Genomic DNA, 17765 nt, shown 5'->3' with positions numbered 1-17765 from the left:
AAATCAAGGAAAAACAAACCATGCAGCAATCCAAGAGTGATGTCTGGGTCGGACTGTTCGTGCTGATCGGCGCTGCGGCGCTGGTGTTCCTGGCGCTGCAGTCGGCCAACCTGCTGAGCCTAAACTTCCAGAAGACCTATACGCTGACCGCGCGCTTCGACAACATCGGCGGACTCAAGCCCAAGGCAGCCGTGCGCAGCGCGGGCGTTGTCGTGGGCCGCGTGGAATCCATCACCTTCGACGACAAGGTCTTTCAGGCCAGCGTGACCATGGCCCTGGAAAACCGCTACGCCTTTCCCAAGGACAGCTCCCTGAAGATCCTGACCAGCGGCCTGCTCGGCGACCAGTACATCGGCATCGAAGCCGGTGCAGATGACCACAATCTCAAGGATGGCGACCGCGTCGTCGCAACCCAGTCGGCCGTTGTGCTGGAAAATCTGATCGGACAGTTCCTCTACGGCAAGGCCGAGCAGGGTGGCAGCTCCGGTGCAGGAGGCAAAGAATGACAACCAACCACCATGAACAGGCGACCGCGGGTCGTCCTGCCGCCCAGGCAGCCTCCTGGCAGCGCGCAGCCATGCTCGGCACGCTGGCCGCCGCTTCGCTGCTCGCCGGCTGCGCCACCGCCCCGGGCGAGGCACGCAACCCCCAGGATCCGTTCGAGCCGTTCAACCGCAGCATGTACTCGTTCAATGACGGGCTTGACCGCGCCGTCCTGAAGCCGGTGGCCACGGCCTACCGCGATGTCACGCCGCGCCTGGCGCGCGATGGGGTGAGCAACTTCTTCTCCAACCTGAGCGATGCCTGGTCGTTCGTGAACAACGCGCTGCAGGGCCAGGCCGAGGGTGCCTACAACTCCATGGTGCGCTTCTCGGTGAACACGGTCTTCGGCCTGGGTGGCCTGCTCGACATCGCCAGCGAGGCCGGCATCGAGCGCCAAAAGCAGGACTTCGGCCAGACGCTGGGCCGCTGGGGCGTGCCCACGGGGCCGTACCTGGTGCTGCCGCTGCTCGGCCCGTCCACGGTGCGTGACACGGCGGCTCTGCCTGTGGATGCCTGGGGCAACCCCCTGACGGCGATCAACGACATCCCCGTGCGCAACAGCCTGTATGTGCTACGACTGGTGGATACGCGTGCACGCCTGCTCAATGCCTCGGACACGCTGGACTCCGTCGCCCTTGACCGCTACAGCCTGACGCGTGACGTCTACCTGAACCTGCGGCGTGGCAAGTCCGGCGATGACGGCCGCATTGAGGACTACGACGAAGATGCCGGCAAACTGCCGCCCGAAGACGGCGCAAAGTAAGCAGTTCGTAACATCCCGAGATGAAAAACGGTCCGCGCCTGACACGGCGCGGCCGGAAAAATGTGCAATATCAACCCGGTCCGGGGCATTGAGGCCCTGCTGGGAAAGGAAGAGTGATGATCAATCGACGTGCCTGGAGCGCTGCCGCGGCAGCCGTGCTGGCCATGGGAACCTGGGGCGCTGCGCTGCCCGTCCACGCGGCCGATGAAACCCCTGATGCGCTGATCAAGCGTGTCTCCACCGACGTGCTGGAAACCATCAAGAAGGACCCCTCGCTGCGCGAGGGCGATGTCTCCAAGGTCAATGCGCTGGTCAATGACAAGGTCATGCCCTATGTGAATTTCCGCCGCATGACCTCGGCTTCGGTGGGCCCGGCCTGGCGCCAGGCGACGCCTGCACAGCGCGAGAAGCTGGAGACCGAGTTCAAGGCCCTGCTGATCCGCACCTATTCGGGCGCGCTGACCCAGGTCAGCAACCAGACCATCAATGTCAAGCCGGTGCGCGCTGCGCCCGGCGACATCGATGTGCTGGTACGCACCGAAGTGCTGGGCCGCGGCGAGCCCGTGCAGCTGGACTACCGGCTCGAGAAGTCCGGCGACGGCTGGAAGATCTACAACCTGAACGTGCTGGGCGTGTGGCTGGTGGAAACCTACCGCAACCAGTTCAGCCAGGAAATCAATGCCCGTGGCATCGACGGCCTGATCGAGACCCTTGCCACGCGCGGCAAGATGCCTGCCACGCCGGCCTCCAAGGGCTGACGGCCATTGACGCGCGCGCCATGCTGCAGCTCCCCCGTGAACTGACCTACCGCCAGGCGCGCAGCTGCCTTGTGCAGCTGCGGCCCCAGGTGCAGGCCTTCGATGGCGCCCAGGTGCGCGTCGATGCCAGCGGCGTCGAGGTCTTCGACTCGGCCGCCCTGGCCGTGCTGCTGGCCTGCCGCCGCACCGCGAAGGCGGCCGACAAGCAATTGGTGGTCGTGGGCCTGCCGCAGGGCCTGCAGTCCATGGCGGCGCTGTACGGCGTCGACGGGCTGCTGACAGACGCATCCTCCCCCTCCTGAGCCGGCGCAGCGCGCCGCTGCAAAGAGCCCTGCAAGGCAGGTTTGGCTGCAAGGGCCTAGAATCGCGCCTCGCATGTCTGCCGTCTCATTCCAATCCATCTCCAAGACCTACCAGACCCCCAAGGGGGCCTTCCAGGCGCTCAACCACGTGAGTCTGGACATCGAGGAGGGCGAGTTCTTCGGCCTGCTCGGTCCCAATGGCGCTGGCAAGACCACGATGATCAGCATCCTGGCCGGCCTGTCGCGCGCCACCAGCGGCCGCGTGCTGGTCCAGGGCAGCGACGTGCATGCCGACTACTCGGCCGCCCGGCGCAAGCTGGGCATCGTGCCGCAGGAGCTGGTCTTCGATCCCTTCTTCAATGTGCGCGAGGCGCTGCGCTTTCAGTCCGGCTATTTCGGCGTCAAGAACAATGACGACTGGATCGACGAGCTGCTGCACAGCCTGGGGCTGACCGACAAGGCCAACTCCAACATGCGCCAGCTGTCCGGCGGCATGAAGCGCCGCGTGCTGGTGGCCCAGGCCCTGGTGCACAAGCCGCCCATCATCGTGCTGGACGAGCCCACGGCCGGCGTGGACGTGGAGCTGCGCCAGACGCTGTGGCATTTCATCGCGCGCCTGAACCGCGAAGGCCATACCGTGCTGCTCACCACCCATTACCTGGAAGAGGCCGAGGCGCTGTGCAGCCGCGTGGCCATGCTCAAGCAGGGCAACATCGTCAAGCTCTCGACCATGTCGGATCTGCTCAAGTCCGCCTCCTCCAACGTGCTGCAGTTCAAGACCGATACCGCCTTACCGCCGGCCCTGGCCGCGCGGGCGCGGGTGACCGGCCGCATCGTGCAGATACCCGCCAACGACGCCAGCGATGTGGAGCGCCTGCTCGCCGCGCTGCGCGAGGGCTCCGTCGTCCCCGAGGACGTGGAAATCCGCCGTGCCGATCTGGAGGATGTCTTCATCCACGTGATGAACGAGCAAGGCCAGACCTCGCAGGGAGCTTCGGCATGAACGGCTGGCAGACCCTGCTCAAGAAGGAAGTGCTGCGTTTCTGGAAGGTCAGCTTCCAGACCGTGGCTGCACCCGTGCTCACGGCCGTGCTCTATCTGCTGATCTTCGGCCATGTGCTCGAAGGCCGGGTGCTGGTCTACGACCGCATCAGCTACACGGCCTTCCTGATCCCCGGCCTGGTGATGATGAGCGTGCTGCAGAACGCCTTCGCCAACAGCTCCTCCAGCCTGGTGCAGAGCAAGATCATGGGCTCCATGGTCTTCGTGCTGCTCACGCCGCTGTCGCACTGGGCGTGGTTTGGCGCCTACGTGGGCGCTTCGGTGCTGCGCGGGCTGCTGGTGGGCGTGGGCGTTTTCATCGTCACGCTGTACTTCGCCATTCCCGAATTCACGGCGCCGCTGTGGATTCTGGTCTTCGGCCTGCTGGGCGCGGCGCTGCTGGGCACGCTGGGCGTGATCGCCGGCCTGTGGGCGGACAAGTTCGACCAGATGGCGGCCTTCCAGAACTTCCTGATCATGCCCATGACGTTCCTGTCGGGCGTCTTCTATTCCATCCAGTCGCTGCCGCCTTTTTGGCAAAAAGTCAGCCATCTGAACCCGTTTTTCTACATGATTGACGGCTTTCGCTACGGCTTCTTCGGCCAGAGCGACGTATCGCCCTGGGTCAGCCTGGCCATCGTCGGCTCGGCCTGGCTGGCGGTGAGCGCCCTGGCCGTGCACCTGCTGCGCATCGGCTACAAGATCCGCGGCTGAGGTTTTTCCACAGGCTGCGGCGGGCGCTGTGCCCGCATTGTTGAATCCACCCATGAACAGGCGGCCGGCGCCCGGCGCCGCCGCCAACCAAGGCCATGCCACGATGCATGGCAGGAAAGCTTCCCCCATGACTGCAGACCAACTCAAGGAACTGATCGCCACCGGCCTGCCTTGCGAACACATTGCGCTGGAAGGTGATGGACGGCACTGGTTTGCCACCATCGTCTCGGCCCAATTCGAGGGCCAGCGACTGCTGCAGCGCCAGCGCCTGGTCTACGCCACGCTGGGCCAGCGCATGCACACCGACGAGGTCCATGCCCTGTCCATGAAGACCTATACGCCCGCCGAGTGGGCTGCCCAGGCCGGCCAGGCCTGAGCCGGCGGTCAGGCACTTCAGACTCCTGCTGCACCGGTCGCCACGGCCCGTGCGGCATCTTCTTTTCCCCGATTTCCAGATTCAAGGCTGTCAGCCATGGACAAACTCCTGATTCGCGGTGGCCGAGCGCTGCATGGCGAGGTGACGGTCTCCGGCGCCAAGAATGCCGCCTTGCCCGAGCTGTGCGCCGCGCTGCTGTCGTCCGAGCCCGTCACCCTGCGCAACGTGCCGCGCCTGCAGGACGTGGCCACCATGCTCAAGCTCATCCGCAACATGGGTGTCAGTGCCGAGCACGATGACAGCGGCACCGTGCGCATCAACGCCGGCTCTCTGTCCAACCCCGAGGCACCCTACGAACTGGTCAAGACCATGCGCGCCTCGGTCCTGGCCCTGGGCCCGCTGCTGGCCCGATTCGGCCAGGCCCGCGTGTCGCTGCCCGGCGGCTGCGCCATCGGCTCGCGCCCCGTGGACCAGCACATCAAGGGCCTGCAGGCCATGGGCGCCGAGATCGTTGTCGAGAACGGCTACATGAACGCGTGCCTGCCCGGGCATCTCAAGCGCCTGCAGGGCGCCCGCATCACCACCGACATGGTGACCGTCACGGGCACCGAGAACTTCCTGATGGCCGCCGTGCTGGCCGAAGGCGAGACCGTGCTGGAAAACGCCGCCATGGAGCCAGAGATCGGCGACCTGGCCGAAATGCTCATCAAGATGGGCGCAAGAATCGAAGGCCATGGCACCGGCCGCATCGTCATCCAGGGCGTGGAGCGCCTGAGCGGCTGCGAGCACCAGGTGGTGGCCGACCGCATCGAGGCCGGCACCTTTCTGTGCGCCGTGGCCGCCACGGGCGGCAATGCGCTGCTGCGCAATGGCCGCGCCGACCATCTGGGCGCCGTCATCGACAAGCTCAAGGATGCGGGCGCCGAGGTGTCCGCCGAGGAGGGCGGCATCCGCGTGCGCGCGGCGGGCAAGCTCAAGGCCCAGAGTTTTCGCACCACCGAATACCCGGGCTTTCCCACCGACATGCAGGCGCAGTTCATGGCGCTGAACCTGGTGGCCGAAGGCTGCAGCATGGTCACCGAGACCATCTTCGAGAACCGCTTCATGCACGTGGATGAAATGCTGCGCCTGGGCGCGCAGATCACCACCGACGGGCGCGTTGCCACCATCACCGGCAGCCAGTCGCTGTCGGGCGCGGCCGTCATGGCCACCGACCTGCGCGCTTCGGCCAGCCTGGTCATCGCCGGCCTCGTGGCCAAGGGCGAGACCCTGGTCGATCGCATCTATCATCTGGACCGCGGCTACGATCGCATGGAAGACAAGCTGCGCGGCCTGGGTGCCGACATCGAAAGAGTTTCCCAATGACCATCACGATTGCCCTGTCCAAGGGCCGCATCTACGACGAAACCGTGCCGTTGCTGGCCGCTGCCGGCATCTCGGTCAGCGAAGACATTGAAAAGTCGCGCAAGCTGATCTTCGAGACCAACAAGAGCGACGTGCGCGTGGTGCTGGTGCGCGCCTCCGACGTGCCGGTCTATGTGCAGTACGGCGGCGCCGATCTCGGCGTGGCCGGACTGGACTCGCTGATCGAGCATGGTGCCCAGGGCCTGTACCAGCCCCTGGACCTGAAGATCGCGCGTTGCCGCGTCAGCGTGGCCGTGCGCAACGGCTTCGACTATGCGCTGGCCGTCAAGCAGGGCGCCCGCCTGCGCATCGCCACCAAGTACCCCGAAATCGCGCGCAACTTCTTTGCCACCAAGGGCGTGCACGTGGACATGGTCAAGCTCTACGGCTCCATGGAGCTGGCCCCGCTGACCGGCATGGCCGACGCCATCGTCGACTTGGTGTCCACCGGCAACACGCTCAAGGCCAATGACCTGGTCGAGGTCGAGCCCATCATGGAGATCAGCTCGCGCCTGGTGGTCAACCAGGCGGCGCTCAAGCTCAAGCGCGAGCCGCTGCGCCACATCATCGATGCCTTCGCCGAGGCGGTAAATGGCCCCAGGGGCTGAGCCCGGCGATCCTGCGAAGGAGGCGCTTGCGCTGTGTTTCGCCGCGCATGGCCTGCCCTGCGAGGAATACAACGGCTGGCTGCTGCCTGGCGGCCAGGCACCGGGCGTGCTGGCCGATTGGCGCGGTGCCTACCTCGGCCATCCCCTGGTCGGTTCCCTGGCCGTGGTGGTCCGCCTGCCGGACGGGCACGAGATCATCGAGAATTTCACGGGCCTGGGTGAAGGCCTGCAGGGAATGCACGACGCATTCGGCCACTTCGCTGTCAGCGACCTGCATGTGATGCTCTCCGCCCTGTGGACGGCGCGCGATGAGGATGCCGTGCCAGCCGAGGCCTGGCAGGTCCAGGGCAGGCACTGGCAGGCCTATCCGGGTCCCTGGCATCTTCGCAACGATGCCCCGCTGCCCGAAGGCATCACTGAGCGCCTGCAGGCCTTGATCGAGGCCGAGGCGCTGGACAAGGACGAGGACCTGCACTGGTTCCGCTTCTTTGTCGGGCAGAACAATGGTGATTTCACCATTGAAGCGCTCAAGGACAATCAGAAGTGGCCCAGCGCTGAAGCCCTGCTGCGCGACCAGGACTGGCCCCCGCGCGACGGCTACTACGGCGCGCGCCTGTTCTTGATACTGAAGCACGGCTGCGAGACGGCCTGCTAGACCCCAAGGAAACCACAATGGAATATGTAGCTGCCCCTGCCCGCCTGTCGACTGCGGACGCCAACTTCGAACACGATTTTGCGCAGCGCCTGCATTGGTCGGCAGACACGGACGCGGCCATCGAGCAGCGCGTGGCCGACATCCTGGCCGATGTGCAAAAGCGCGGCGATGCGGCCGTGCTGGAGTACACGGCGCGCTTCGACGGATTGCAGGTGGACGGCATGGCAGCGCTGGAGCTGACGCAGGCCGAGCTCAAGGCCGCCTTCGACAGCCTGGGCGACGAGCAGCGCGATGCGCTGACGGCCGCCGCCCAGCGCGTGCGCACCTACCACGAGGCACAAAAGCGCGCCAGCGGCGAAAGCTGGAGCTACCGTGACGCCGATGGCACCCTGCTGGGCCAGAAGGTCACGCCGCTGGACCGCGTGGGCATCTATGTGCCCGGTGGCAAGGCCGCCTATCCGTCCAGCGTGCTGATGAATGCCATTCCCGCCCACGTGGCTGGCGTGCAGGAAATCATCATGGTCGTGCCCACGCCACGCGGCGAGAAGAACGCCCTGGTGCTGGCTGCCGCCTATGTAGCGGGCGTCACGCGCGGCTTCACCATCGGCGGTGCCCAGGCCGTGGCGGCCCTGGCCTACGGCACGGCCACCATCCCCAAGGTGGACAAGATCACCGGCCCCGGCAATGCCTATGTGGCCAGCGCCAAGAAGCGGGTGTTCGGCACCGTGGGCATCGACATGATTGCCGGCCCCAGCGAAATCCTGGTGCTGGCCGACGGCAGCACGCCGCCCGACTGGGTGGCCATGGACCTGTTCAGCCAGGCCGAGCATGACGAGCTGGCGCAGAGCATCCTGCTGTGCCCCGATGCCGACTACATCGCCGCCGTCCAGCGCGAGATCGACCGCCTGCTGCCCGAGATGCCGCGGCGCGCCATCATCGCCAAGAGCCTGAGCGACCGGGGTGCCCTCATCCTCACGCGCGACATGCAGGAGGCCTGCGCCATCAGCAACCGCATCGCGCCCGAGCACCTGGAAGTCTCCAGCAACGATCCCCACCAGTGGGAGCCGCTGCTGCGCCATGCAGGCGCCATCTTCCTGGGGGCCTACACCAGCGAAAGCCTGGGCGACTACTGCGCCGGCCCCAACCATGTGCTGCCCACCAGCGGCACGGCGCGCTTTTCCTCGCCGCTGGGGGTCTATGACTTCCAGAAGCGATCCAGCCTCATCGAGGTCAGCGAGCAGGGTGCCCAGACCCTGGGCCGCATCGCCTCGGTGCTGGCGCATGGCGAAGGCCTGCAAGGCCATGCGCGTGCGGCTGAAATGCGTTTGAAGTAGACGCTCGCTTCCTGTTGGACGAAGGCGCCGTCACCGAAAGGGGCGGCGCTTTTTGCTGCCTGAACGCTGGATCAGGAGTGTCAAAGATAAACACGAAATCAGTGGAGCACGAATTTCGTGTAGACTTGCACCCTGTGAAGAACCTCACCATCACCGTCGAAGACAGCGTGCTCGAATGGGCCCGCATCGAGGCCGCGCGCCGCGGCACCAGCGTCTCGCGCATGGTGGGCGACTTCATGGCCGAGATGCAGCGCCGCGAGGATGCCTACGAGCGCGCCTACCTGGCCTGGCGCACCGACGAGCGCGGCTGGGACGGCGGCCAGCCGTCATCCACGCAGCCCGCCCAGCGCAGTGCCGCGCTGCGCCGCGAGGGCCAGGCATGAACACCGTCTTCGTCGATACCTCCGTGCTGGTCGCTGCCGAAGACACGGGGCAGGGCGCCTTGCATGCCGCCGTGCTGCAGTGGCTGGACCTGCTGTGGCGCACGCGCAGCGGGCGCACCGGCAGCCAGTCGCTGTGCGAGTTCTATGAACAGGTCACCACGGCCGCCCAGCCTTTGCCGCAGGGCGATGCGCGCGCCGCCATCCGCCGCTACCAGACCTGGACGCCCTGGAAGACCGATGCCGCCACGCTGGAGACTGCCTGGGCCGTGCAATCGCGCCACCAGCTGGCCTTTGGCGACTGCCTGGCCGTGGCCTGCGCCCAGCACAGCGGCTGCGAGCAGATGCTGACCCTGCACCTGCCGCACGGCACCCAGTTTGGCGGCGTCGCCATGGTGCACCCGCTGCACCAGGCGCCGCCGCAGCAGCAGGCCTGAGCGGCTTCGCTGATGGATTTCTTCCCCCACTGACTCGTGAAAGTGTGCATGCCATGACAGCTTCCATTCCGCAGGTTCAGGCCCTGGCCCTGGAGCGCATCCGCGCCGATGTCCGCTCCATGCATGCCTACCATGTGCAGCCCTCGCAAGGCCTGCTCAAGATGGACACGATGGAGAACCCCTTCCGCCTGCCCCCTGAATTGCAGGCCGCGCTGGGCGAGCGCCTGGGCCGGCTGGAGATCAACCGCTACCCTGGCGAGCGCCAGGAAGTGCTCAAGGACATGCTGGCCCGCTACGCGCAGGCGCCGGCCGGCAGCGCCGTGCTGCTGGGCAATGGCTCGGACGAGATCATCACGCTGCTGGCCTTGGCCTGTGCACAGCCCCACGCCGAGGGCCGCGCCACCATGCTGGCGCCCATGCCGGGCTTCGTCATGTACCCCATGAGCGCCAGGCTGCAGGGCCTGGACTTTGTGGGCGTCAATCTGACGGCCGACTTCGAGCTGGACGTGCCCGCCATGCGCGCCGCCATTGCCGAGCACCGCCCCGCCATCACCTATATCGCCTACCCCAACAATCCCACGGCCACGCTCTGGGCCGAGGCCGATGTGCAGACCGTGATCGACGCGGTCGGCGCCATCGGCGGCCTGGTCGTCATGGACGAGGCCTACCAGCCCTTCGCCCGCCGCAGCTGGGCAGAGAACATGCGCGCCGACCCGGCCCGCAACGCCCATGTGCTGCTGATGCGCACGCTCAGCAAGTTCGGCCTGGCAGGCGCGCGCCTGGGCTACCTGATCGGCCCGGCCGCCATCGTCGGCGAGATCGACAAGGTGCGCCCGCCCTACAACATCAGCGTGCTCAACTGCGAGACGGCCATCTTCGCGCTGGAGCACGAGGCGCTGTATGCGCAGCAGGCCGTGGCCATCTGCGCCGAGCGCCAGCCGCTGATCGATGCGCTGGCCACGCTGCCGGGTGTGGAAAAGATCTGGCCGTCCGAGGCCAACATGGTCTTGCTGCGCGTGCGCGATGCCGCGCGCGCCCAGGCCGAGATGAAGGCCCGGGGCGTGCTGGTGAAGAATGTCTCTGCCATGCACCCGCTGCTGGCCAACTGCCTGCGACTGACCGTGGGCACCCACGAAGAAAACGCCCAGATGCTGGCGGCCCTAAAGGAATCCCTATGAGCAATGCAGCTCCCGCACGCACCGCCGAAGTGCAGCGCAATACCGCCGAGACCCGGATCAAGGTCGCCATCAACCTGGACGGCACGGGCAAGGCCAGCCTGCGCTCGGGCATCGGCTTTCTGGACCACATGCTCGACCAGATCGCGCGCCATGGCCTGATCGACCTCGATATCGACTGCGAGGGCGACCTGCACATCGACGGCCACCACACGGTGGAGGACATCGGCATCACTCTGGGCCAGGCCTTTGCCAAGGCCGTGGGCGACAAGAAGGGCATCCGCCGCTACGGCCATGCCTATGTGCCGCTGGACGAGGCCCTGAGCCGCGTGGTCATCGATTTCTCTGGCCGCCCAGGCCTGCACATGGACGTGAAATTCACGGCCGGCAGCATCGGTCAGCTCGACACCCAGCTGGTCTACGAATTCTTCCAGGGCTTCGTCAACCACGCGGGCGTGACCATGCACATCGACAATCTCAAGGGCTTCAACGCCCACCACCAATGCGAGACCATCTTCAAGGCCTTTGCACGCGCCCTGCGCTTTGCGCTGGAGCATGACGAGCGCATGGCCGGCGTCATCCCCTCGACCAAGGGCGCTCTGTAAAGAGAAGCGATTGACTCCGGTCAAAGCTTGATCTGACCGGGCAATCCAGCCGAAAATCCGACCGAACACGCGCCACACGCTATGAGTTTGACTGACAACACCGTCGCCGTCGTCGATTACGGCATGGGCAATCTGCGCTCGGTTTCCCAGGCCGTGCGCACGGCCGCCGCCGACTCCGGCTGGCAGGTCGTGGTCACCGCCGATCCCGAGGTGGTGCTGGCCGCCAACCGGGTCGTGCTGCCGGGCCAGGGCGCCATGCCCGACTGCATGCGCGAACTGCGCGAATCCGGCCTGCAGGACGCCGTGCTGCATGCCGCTGCCAACAAGCCCCTGTTCGGTGTCTGCGTGGGCATGCAGATGCTGCTGGACCACAGCGACGAGGGCGATGTGCCTGGCCTGGGCCTGATCCCCGGCAATGTGCGCAAGTTCGATCTGGCGGGCCGCGTCCAGGCCGACGGCAGCCGCTTCAAGGTGCCGCAAATGGGCTGGAACCGCGTGCACCGCAAGCACAATGCCGGGCAGTCCCACCCGCTGTGGCGTGGAATTCCCGAAGACAGCTTCTACTACTTCGTGCACAGTTTCTACGCCGTGGTGCAGCAGCCCCAGCATTGCGCTGCAGAGGCCGACTACGGCGGGCGCTTTGCCTGCGCCATCGCACGCGATAATATTTTCGCCACCCAGTTTCACCCCGAAAAGAGCGCGGACCAGGGCCTGGCCCTGTTCCGCAACTTTCTGGGCTGGAAGCCCTGAACCCTCTTTCCCTCCCCGCACCGGCCGCTGCATCCCAGGCCTTCATTGCTCGCAAACCATCATGCTGCTCATTCCTGCCATCGACCTCAAGGACGGCCACTGCGTACGCCTCATCCAGGGTGATATGGACCAGTCGACCACGTTCGGCGAAGACCCGGCCATCATCGCCCGCCGCTGGCTCGACGCCGGCGCACGCCGCCTGCATCTGGTGGACCTCAATGGCGCGTTTGCGGGCCAGCCCAAGAACCTGGTGGCCATCAAGGCCATCCTCAAAGAGGTGGACGGCCGGATTCCGGTGCAGCTCGGCGGCGGCATCCGTGACCTGGACACCATCGAGAAATACATAGACGCCGGCATCAGCTACGTGATCATCGGCACCGCCGCCGTGAAGAACCCGGGCTTTCTGCAGGACGCCTGCAGCGCCTTCGGCGGCCATGTGATCGTTGGCCTGGACGCCAAGGACGGCAAGGTGGCCATCGACGGCTGGAGCAAGCTCACGGGCCAGGACGTGCACTCGGTGGCCAAGCGCTTCGAGGACTGGGGTGTGGAGTCCATCATTTACACCGACATCGGCCGCGACGGCATGCTCACGGGCATCAACATCGACGCCACCGTCAATCTCGCGCAATCGCTGAAGATTCCCGTCATCGCCTCGGGCGGCCTGGCGGGCATGGCCGACATCGAGGCGCTGTGCAAGGTCGAGGACGAAGGCATCGAAGGCGTGATCTGCGGCCGCGCCATCTACTCGGGCGACCTTGACTTCGCCGCGGCGCAGGCCCGCGCCGACGAGCTCAGGGCCTGAACGGCCTGCGCCTTCCCTGTATTCGCGGGCGCCTGTGCTTCACAGGCGCCCGCGCTGCATTCAGCGCCAGGGATTCAGGCTTTCTTTACGAGCAGGCGGGCATGGCCTGCCCGGCATTGGTGGCGCGCACGGTCTGCACAAAGGCATCCCAGTAATTCGGCAGCCCGGCCCAGGGGTTGCCCACGCCGGTGCTGGGCTCGAACTCCAGCTGGGTCACATAGATCCATCCCGCCTGGTAGCGGGCCGAGGCGGCCGACTGCACGGCCGTCTGCATGGCCGCGCAGCCCGACACGTTGTGCACCAGCGAGGCCTGGTGGCTGTTGGGCAGCCCGTACAGCCAGTCAAAACTCGTCGTGCGCGGATCGTAGGTGGCGTAGGTGGAGCCCTTGCCCTCGAACGTGGTCAGCACATCGGCCACATCGGCATAACCGGCCACGGGCACGAGGCCCGGGTTGCCGATCACGATCAGGTTGGGATTCTTGGCCTTGATGTACTGGTAGATGCTGCGGTAGAAGTCCAGCCGGTTGGTGGTGGCCGCCATCTCGTCAATGAAGAAGCCCTTGACCAGGCCTGCGCCGTAGTGCGTGAAATAGTTGTCGATATTGGCTTGGATGCTGGCCAGCGATCGCGTGCCCGTGCCGTAGCTGGAGCTCACATAGCCCACCAGCTGCCCGCCCGCGTTGGCAAAAGCGGTGGCGGCGCGCGTGATGTTCGCGTCTGGCCCACTGAAAATGCCGTTGGCCGGATTCAGGATGGCCGTCATCTGCACGGTCGGATTCGCCTGTGCGCTGGCCGTCAGCGCATTCCAGGCCGTGGCTCCAGAGCCCGTGGGATAGAAATACGTGGGCACCAGCACCCGCAGCGGTGCAGGCGCAGGACGCAGATAGAAGGTCTGGGAAGCGCTGCCCGTGCGGCCTGCCACGGTGGCGCTGGCCTGTACCTGCTGGCGGCCCGGCGTGGCGCCGGTCAGCGAAGCCGTTGCCACGCCGGAGCTGGTCAGCGCCGAGGTGCTGACGCCTGTGGCTGCGCTGAAGCTCACCACGGTTCCATCGGCGGCATTCACGCCATCGGCCAGAACACCTGCGCGCAGGGTCAGTGCCGAGCCTGCAGTCACCACATCCCTGGCGGCCGGGGCCGTCCATTGCACGGTGACCGAGGTCACTCCGGGCTGGCCGGTGCCGCCGTCACCCCCATTACCGCCATTGCCACCGCCAGCGTTGCTGTCACCACCGCCGCCTCCGCCGCAGGAGGCCACCGAGGCGGCCAAGGCGAGCATGCCGAGTCGCAGGACAAGAGAAGAGGGAGCGTGGGAACGTTGCATGACAGAGGAGGGCTGAGCGGGGGAAAGGCTATATTCAAGCATGAAAGTTACATCTTCCTTTCCCGCAGTAACAGCTTTACCTGCGGCCGCGCAAGCTCCCGGCGCCTGCGCTGATGCATGGCAGGGCCTGCCCGCCATCCGCCTGCGCCTGGCTTGCGGCGATACCGCCCTGGTGGCCTTGCAGGGGGCGCAGCTGCTGTCCTGGCAGGCAGGTGGCGAGGAGCAACTGTTCCTGAGCCCTCATGCCGCCCATGACGGCCACACACCCATACGCGGCGGCATTCCGGTCTGCTTTCCCCAATTCAACCAACGCGGCCCGCTGGTCAAGCACGGCTTTGCGCGCACCCTGCCGTGGCAGGCCGATGCAGCACAGGCCGAGGTTCTTGCCGGCGATGGCTTGTTCCTGCGGCTCAAGCTCGCCGATACGCCGCAGACGCGCGCCGTCTGGCCGCATTCCTTCGAGACCTGGCTGGAGGTCACGCTGTTGCCTGGCCGGCTTGACGTGGAGCTGGTGGTGCACAACCGGGGAGACACGCCCTTGGCCTTCACTGCCGCCTTGCACAGCTACCTGCGCGTGGCGGACGTGGAGCAATGCCGGCTGCAAGGCCTTGACGGCCTGTCCTACTGGGATGCCGTGGCCGACACCCATCCCATGCAGCAAGGCGACGTGCGCTTTGGCGAAGAGCTCGATCGCGTCTACCCCCGGCCCGGGAAGACCATGGAGCTGGCCGTTCCTGCCGGAGGCTTGCGCATCTCGCAGGATGCCGCCTGGAGCGAGACCGTGGTCTGGAACCCCGGCCCTGCGCTGTGTGCCCGCCTGGCCGATATGCCGCCACAAGGGTGGCGGCAGATGCTGTGCGTGGAGGCCGCCGCCATCGATGCGCCTGTGCATGTGGCGCCCGGCGCGCATTGGCGCGCGGCGCAGCGCTTGAACAAGCGGTAGTCCGGCACCCGCTCTTGAACGAAAAAAGCGCCTGTGAACAGGCGCTTTTTCCATGGGTTCGTGAGCCGGGTCAGCGGCGCTGCATGCGTTGTGCCGACTGCGCTGGGCGCAGGCCCGGGGTGATCTGCAGCTCCACGGGGCCTTCGCCCCGGCGCACATCGAATTTCGCAGCCTCGCCGGGCTTGAGCGCGGCCACGGCGGTCAGCAGCTCGGACACATTGCGGATGGGCTTGTCGCCCACCTGCACGATCACATCGCCCGGGCGCATGCCGGCCTGGGCCGCGGGACCTGCCTGCAGCACACCGGTGATGATCACGCCGGAGTCGGCTTTCACGCCAAAGGTCTCGGCCAGCTCCGGCGACAGTTCATTGGGCTCCACGCCGATCCAGCCGCGCACCACGCGGCCGTCCTTGACGATGCCGTCCAGCACCAGCTTGGCCGTGGACACGGGAATCGCAAAGCCAATGCCCATGCTGCCGCCCGAGCGCGAATAGATGGCGGTATTGATGCCAAGCAGATTGCCGCTGGCATCTACCAGTGCGCCGCCCGAATTGCCGGGGTTGATGGCGGCGTCGGTCTGGATGAAGTTCTCGAAGGTATTGATGCCCAGCTGACTGCGGCCCAGTGCGCTGACGATGCCGCTGGTCACCGTCTGGCCCACGCCGAAGGGGTTGCCGATGGCCAGCACGCGGTCGCCCACGTCGATCTGGTCGGAATTGCCCAGAACGATGACGGGCAGCTTGTCCAGGGCGATCTTGAGCACGGCCAGGTCGGTCTCGGGATCGGTGCCGATCACCTGGGCCTTGGCCTGGCGGCTGTCGGTCAGCGTGACCTCGATGTCGTCCGCACCCTCGACCACGTGGTTGTTGGTCAGGATATAGCCGTCGGTGCTGATGATCACGCCGCTGCCCAGGCCTGCCTGCTCCTGCGTGCCCTGGTCGCCGAAGAAGAACTGAAACCACGGATCGTTGCTGCGCGGATGGCGCACCGCCTTGCTGGTGTTGATGCTCACCACGGCCGGCGCTGCCTTCTTGGCGGCAGGAGCAAAGCTGCCGGGGCTGACTTCTCCGACGGGCGTGGCCGGCGCCTCCAGCAACGCGATGCCGGCATTGCTGCGCACGGCTCCACGGCGCAGCCAGTCCGGCTGCAGGGTGGCGACGACAAAGTAGGCAGCCACCAGGATGGTGACCACCTGCGAAAACAGCAGCCAGGTGCGTTTCATGAAGTGTGGTGTTCTGTGCGGGAGTACAAGGCCTCATTGTGAGGCATGTCGTGTAAGGCCTAGCACCGACAGACCGGCCCCCAAAGCCGCGCTCCCCACACAGCTACAGTACAAACCCTAGAATCCCCCGACGACTGCGCCACGCCGCGTTCGCTGTTGCGCCGGCCCACAAGCCGGCCCCAAGAGAGAGCCAAGTCCTCCGATCCCGAAGTCTTGCAGAACGATCTGCCGCTGCACGCTCATCCGTTGCCGTGGTATCCACCGCGCCGTCCTGCTGTTCGATCCCTGGAAAAAAACCATGACTACGCTTGACCAAGCGCAGCCGGGCATGGCCCCCGCTGTTGCGACCGCACGTCCTCTCAACCGACAGGACTACAAGACCCTGGGCCTGTCGGCCCTGGGCGGCACCCTGGAGTTCTACGACTTCGTCGTTTTCGTTTTCTTTGCCAACGTCATCGGCAAGCTGTTCTTCCCGGCCGAGATGCCGGACTGGCTGCGCCAGCTGCAGACGCTGGGCATTTTTGCGGCGGGCTACCTGGCGCGGCCCATCGGCGGCATTCTGATTGCACACTTTGGCGACATCCTGGGCCGCAAGAAGATGTTCACGCTGTCCATCTTCCTGATGGCCGTGCCCACGCTGGTGATCGGCCTGCTGCCCACCTACGCCTCCATCGGCATTGCCGCGCCGATTTTGCTGCTGGCCATGCGCGTGCTGCAGGGCGCGGCCATTGGTGGCGAGATGCCGGGCGCCTGGGTCTTCGTGGCCGAGCATGCGCCGGCGCGCCACTATGGCTTTGCCATCGGCTCGCTGACTTCGGGCATCACGGGCGGCATTTTCCTGGGCTCCATCATCGGCGTCTGGCTCAACAGCACCTACAGCGCCGAGGAGATCCACGACTGGGCCTGGCGCATGCCCTTCATCCTGGGTGGCGTGTTCGGCCTGGTGTCGGTCTACCTGCGCAAGTTCCTGCACGAGACACCCATTTTCCAGGAGCTGATGGCACGCAAGCAGGCCGACCGCGAACTGCCGCTCAAGACCATCGTGCGCGACCACCGCCAGGCCTGCGTGCTGGTGGCGCTGATGACCTGGGTGCTGTCCACGGCCATCGTGGTGGTGGTGCTGTTCACGCCGGCCTATCTGCAGAAGGTCTTCCACATCGACGCGGCCCTGGCCATGAAGGCCAATGCCGTGGCCACGGTGACGCTGACGCTGGGCTGCGTGTTCTGGGGCTGGCTGTCCGACAAGATGGGCACGCGTGTGGCCATGGTCACGGGCTGGCTGGGCATGACGGTGACGGCCTATGCGTTCTATCTGAACCTGCCGGGCACGGCGTCCTCGCTGGTGTGGAGCTATGCGCTGGTGGGCTTTTTCGTGGGCAGCATTGCGCTGCTGCCGGTGGTGGGCGTGCGCGCCTTCCCGGCCGAGGTGCGTTTCACGGGCCTGTCCTTTGCCTACAACATGGCCTATGCGGTGTTCGGCGGCATGACGCCCATGCTGGTGTCCGTGTGGCAGCAGGTGGATGTGATGGCGCCTGCGCACTATGTGGCGGCCATGGGCATCCTGGGCGCGGCCATCGGCTTCTGGCCCCTGGCCTGCCGTGGTTGGCAACCCAGGCGCGGCTGAGCTTGGCA

Annotated in this window: 21 protein-coding genes; 19 read left to right on the top strand and 2 right to left on the bottom strand. The window is 66.1% G+C overall.

Translation table 11 applies throughout. The features are described from left to right. Positions 1–20 precede the first annotated feature (20 nt). The 17 genes from mlaD (at position 21) to hisA (ending at position 12647) form a co-directional block, all read left to right on the top strand. Positions 21–506: an outer membrane lipid asymmetry maintenance protein MlaD gene (gene mlaD, locus IAE24_RS20365; protein ID WP_012207332.1), complete on the top strand. Its 486-nt coding sequence runs from the start codon at positions 21–23 to the stop codon at positions 504–506. Further along, positions 503–1306 carry an MlaA family lipoprotein gene (locus IAE24_RS20360; protein WP_013800795.1) on the top strand — a complete coding sequence of 268 codons (804 nt, stop codon included), beginning with the start codon at positions 503–505 and terminating at the stop codon, positions 1304–1306. The genes mlaD and IAE24_RS20360 overlap by 4 nt, the downstream gene beginning before the upstream one ends. A gap of 116 nt (positions 1307–1422) precedes the next feature. Continuing rightward, the gene (locus IAE24_RS20355) at positions 1423–2064 is read left to right on the top strand and encodes an MlaC/ttg2D family ABC transporter substrate-binding protein (RefSeq protein ID WP_012207330.1); all 642 of its coding nucleotides are present in this window, start codon (positions 1423–1425) and stop codon (positions 2062–2064) included. Between the two features lie 20 nt (positions 2065–2084). Continuing rightward, complete coding sequence (locus tag IAE24_RS20350; RefSeq protein ID WP_012207329.1) at positions 2085–2366, top strand: STAS domain-containing protein; 282 nt, start codon at positions 2085–2087, stop codon at positions 2364–2366. Between the two features lie 73 nt (positions 2367–2439). After that, positions 2440–3369 (top strand): ABC transporter ATP-binding protein, encoded by a 930-nt coding sequence (locus IAE24_RS20345; RefSeq protein WP_017405469.1) that lies wholly within the window; start codon positions 2440–2442, stop codon positions 3367–3369. Next, positions 3366–4121 (top strand): ABC transporter permease, encoded by a 756-nt coding sequence (locus tag IAE24_RS20340; protein ID WP_012207327.1) that lies wholly within the window; start codon positions 3366–3368, stop codon positions 4119–4121. Before IAE24_RS20345 ends, IAE24_RS20340 begins: the two co-directional genes overlap by 4 nt. A 127-nt stretch (positions 4122–4248) precedes the next feature. Further along, positions 4249–4497, top strand: a complete 249-nt coding sequence (locus tag IAE24_RS20335) for a BolA family protein (RefSeq protein ID WP_012207326.1) — start codon at positions 4249–4251, stop codon at positions 4495–4497. Positions 4498–4593: 96 nt separating this feature from the next. Further along, positions 4594–5862, top strand: coding sequence for a UDP-N-acetylglucosamine 1-carboxyvinyltransferase (gene murA, locus IAE24_RS20330; protein ID WP_199961569.1), 1269 nt, complete (start codon positions 4594–4596; stop codon positions 5860–5862). Further along, complete coding sequence (gene hisG, locus IAE24_RS20325) at positions 5859–6509, top strand: ATP phosphoribosyltransferase (RefSeq protein WP_012207324.1); 651 nt, start codon at positions 5859–5861, stop codon at positions 6507–6509. The genes murA and hisG overlap by 4 nt, the downstream gene beginning before the upstream one ends. Continuing rightward, a complete protein-coding gene (locus tag IAE24_RS20320) occupies positions 6493–7164 on the top strand; it encodes a DUF6348 family protein (protein WP_199961568.1) in 672 nt (223 codons plus the stop codon). Before hisG ends, IAE24_RS20320 begins: the two co-directional genes overlap by 17 nt. Positions 7165–7181: 17 nt before the next feature. Then, on the top strand, positions 7182–8498 hold the full coding sequence (gene hisD / locus IAE24_RS20315) for a histidinol dehydrogenase (protein WP_013800800.1): 1317 nt from the start codon (positions 7182–7184) through the stop codon (positions 8496–8498). 134 nt (positions 8499–8632) lie between these two features. Next, positions 8633–8881, top strand: a complete 249-nt coding sequence (locus IAE24_RS20310; protein ID WP_017405472.1) for a DUF6364 family protein — start codon at positions 8633–8635, stop codon at positions 8879–8881. Beyond that, positions 8878–9315, top strand: coding sequence for a PIN domain-containing protein (locus IAE24_RS20305; protein WP_012207320.1), 438 nt, complete (start codon positions 8878–8880; stop codon positions 9313–9315). Before IAE24_RS20310 ends, IAE24_RS20305 begins: the two co-directional genes overlap by 4 nt. Positions 9316–9368: 53 nt before the next feature. Next, on the top strand, positions 9369–10493 hold the full coding sequence (hisC, locus tag IAE24_RS20300; protein WP_199961567.1) for a histidinol-phosphate transaminase: 1125 nt from the start codon (positions 9369–9371) through the stop codon (positions 10491–10493). After that, positions 10490–11095, top strand: coding sequence for an imidazoleglycerol-phosphate dehydratase HisB (gene hisB, locus IAE24_RS20295; RefSeq protein ID WP_012207318.1), 606 nt, complete (start codon positions 10490–10492; stop codon positions 11093–11095). The genes hisC and hisB overlap by 4 nt, the downstream gene beginning before the upstream one ends. A gap of 81 nt (positions 11096–11176) precedes the next feature. After that, positions 11177–11845 (top strand): imidazole glycerol phosphate synthase subunit HisH, encoded by a 669-nt coding sequence (gene hisH, locus IAE24_RS20290; RefSeq protein WP_013800802.1) that lies wholly within the window; start codon positions 11177–11179, stop codon positions 11843–11845. 61 nt (positions 11846–11906) lie between these two features. Further along, positions 11907–12647, top strand: coding sequence for a 1-(5-phosphoribosyl)-5-[(5-phosphoribosylamino)methylideneamino]imidazole-4-carboxamide isomerase (gene hisA / locus IAE24_RS20285; RefSeq protein ID WP_012207316.1), 741 nt, complete (start codon positions 11907–11909; stop codon positions 12645–12647). Positions 12648–12732: 85 nt separating this feature from the next. Here the strand turns inward: hisA and IAE24_RS20280 are convergent, their stop codons facing one another. Beyond that, positions 12733–13923 carry a spherulation-specific family 4 protein gene (locus tag IAE24_RS20280; protein ID WP_043782822.1) on the bottom strand — a complete coding sequence of 397 codons (1191 nt, stop codon included), beginning with the start codon at positions 13921–13923 and terminating at the stop codon, positions 12733–12735. A gap of 85 nt (positions 13924–14008) precedes the next feature. Here IAE24_RS20280 and IAE24_RS20275 point away from each other — a divergent pair, with 85 nt between their 5' ends. Continuing rightward, positions 14009–14911: a D-hexose-6-phosphate mutarotase gene (locus IAE24_RS20275; RefSeq protein WP_199961566.1), complete on the top strand. Its 903-nt coding sequence runs from the start codon at positions 14009–14011 to the stop codon at positions 14909–14911. 70 nt (positions 14912–14981) lie between these two features. Here IAE24_RS20275 and IAE24_RS20270 read toward each other — a convergent pair whose 3' ends face one another. Continuing rightward, the gene (locus IAE24_RS20270; RefSeq protein ID WP_013800805.1) at positions 14982–16133 is read right to left on the bottom strand and encodes a S1C family serine protease; all 1152 of its coding nucleotides are present in this window, start codon (positions 16131–16133) and stop codon (positions 14982–14984) included. A gap of 298 nt (positions 16134–16431) precedes the next feature. On the opposite strand from IAE24_RS20270, the gene IAE24_RS20265 reads away from it, so the two are divergent. Next, positions 16432–17757 carry an MFS transporter gene (locus tag IAE24_RS20265; RefSeq protein WP_043789739.1) on the top strand — a complete coding sequence of 442 codons (1326 nt, stop codon included), beginning with the start codon at positions 16432–16434 and terminating at the stop codon, positions 17755–17757. Positions 17758–17765: the final 8 nt, after the last annotated feature.

Source organism: Delftia sp. S65, from assembly GCF_016516495.1.
GTDB lineage: Bacteria > Pseudomonadota > Gammaproteobacteria > Burkholderiales > Burkholderiaceae_C > Comamonas > Comamonas acidovorans.
The sequence above is the reverse complement of the archived record's forward strand: the minus strand, read 5'-3'. Positions and strand labels throughout refer to the sequence as shown.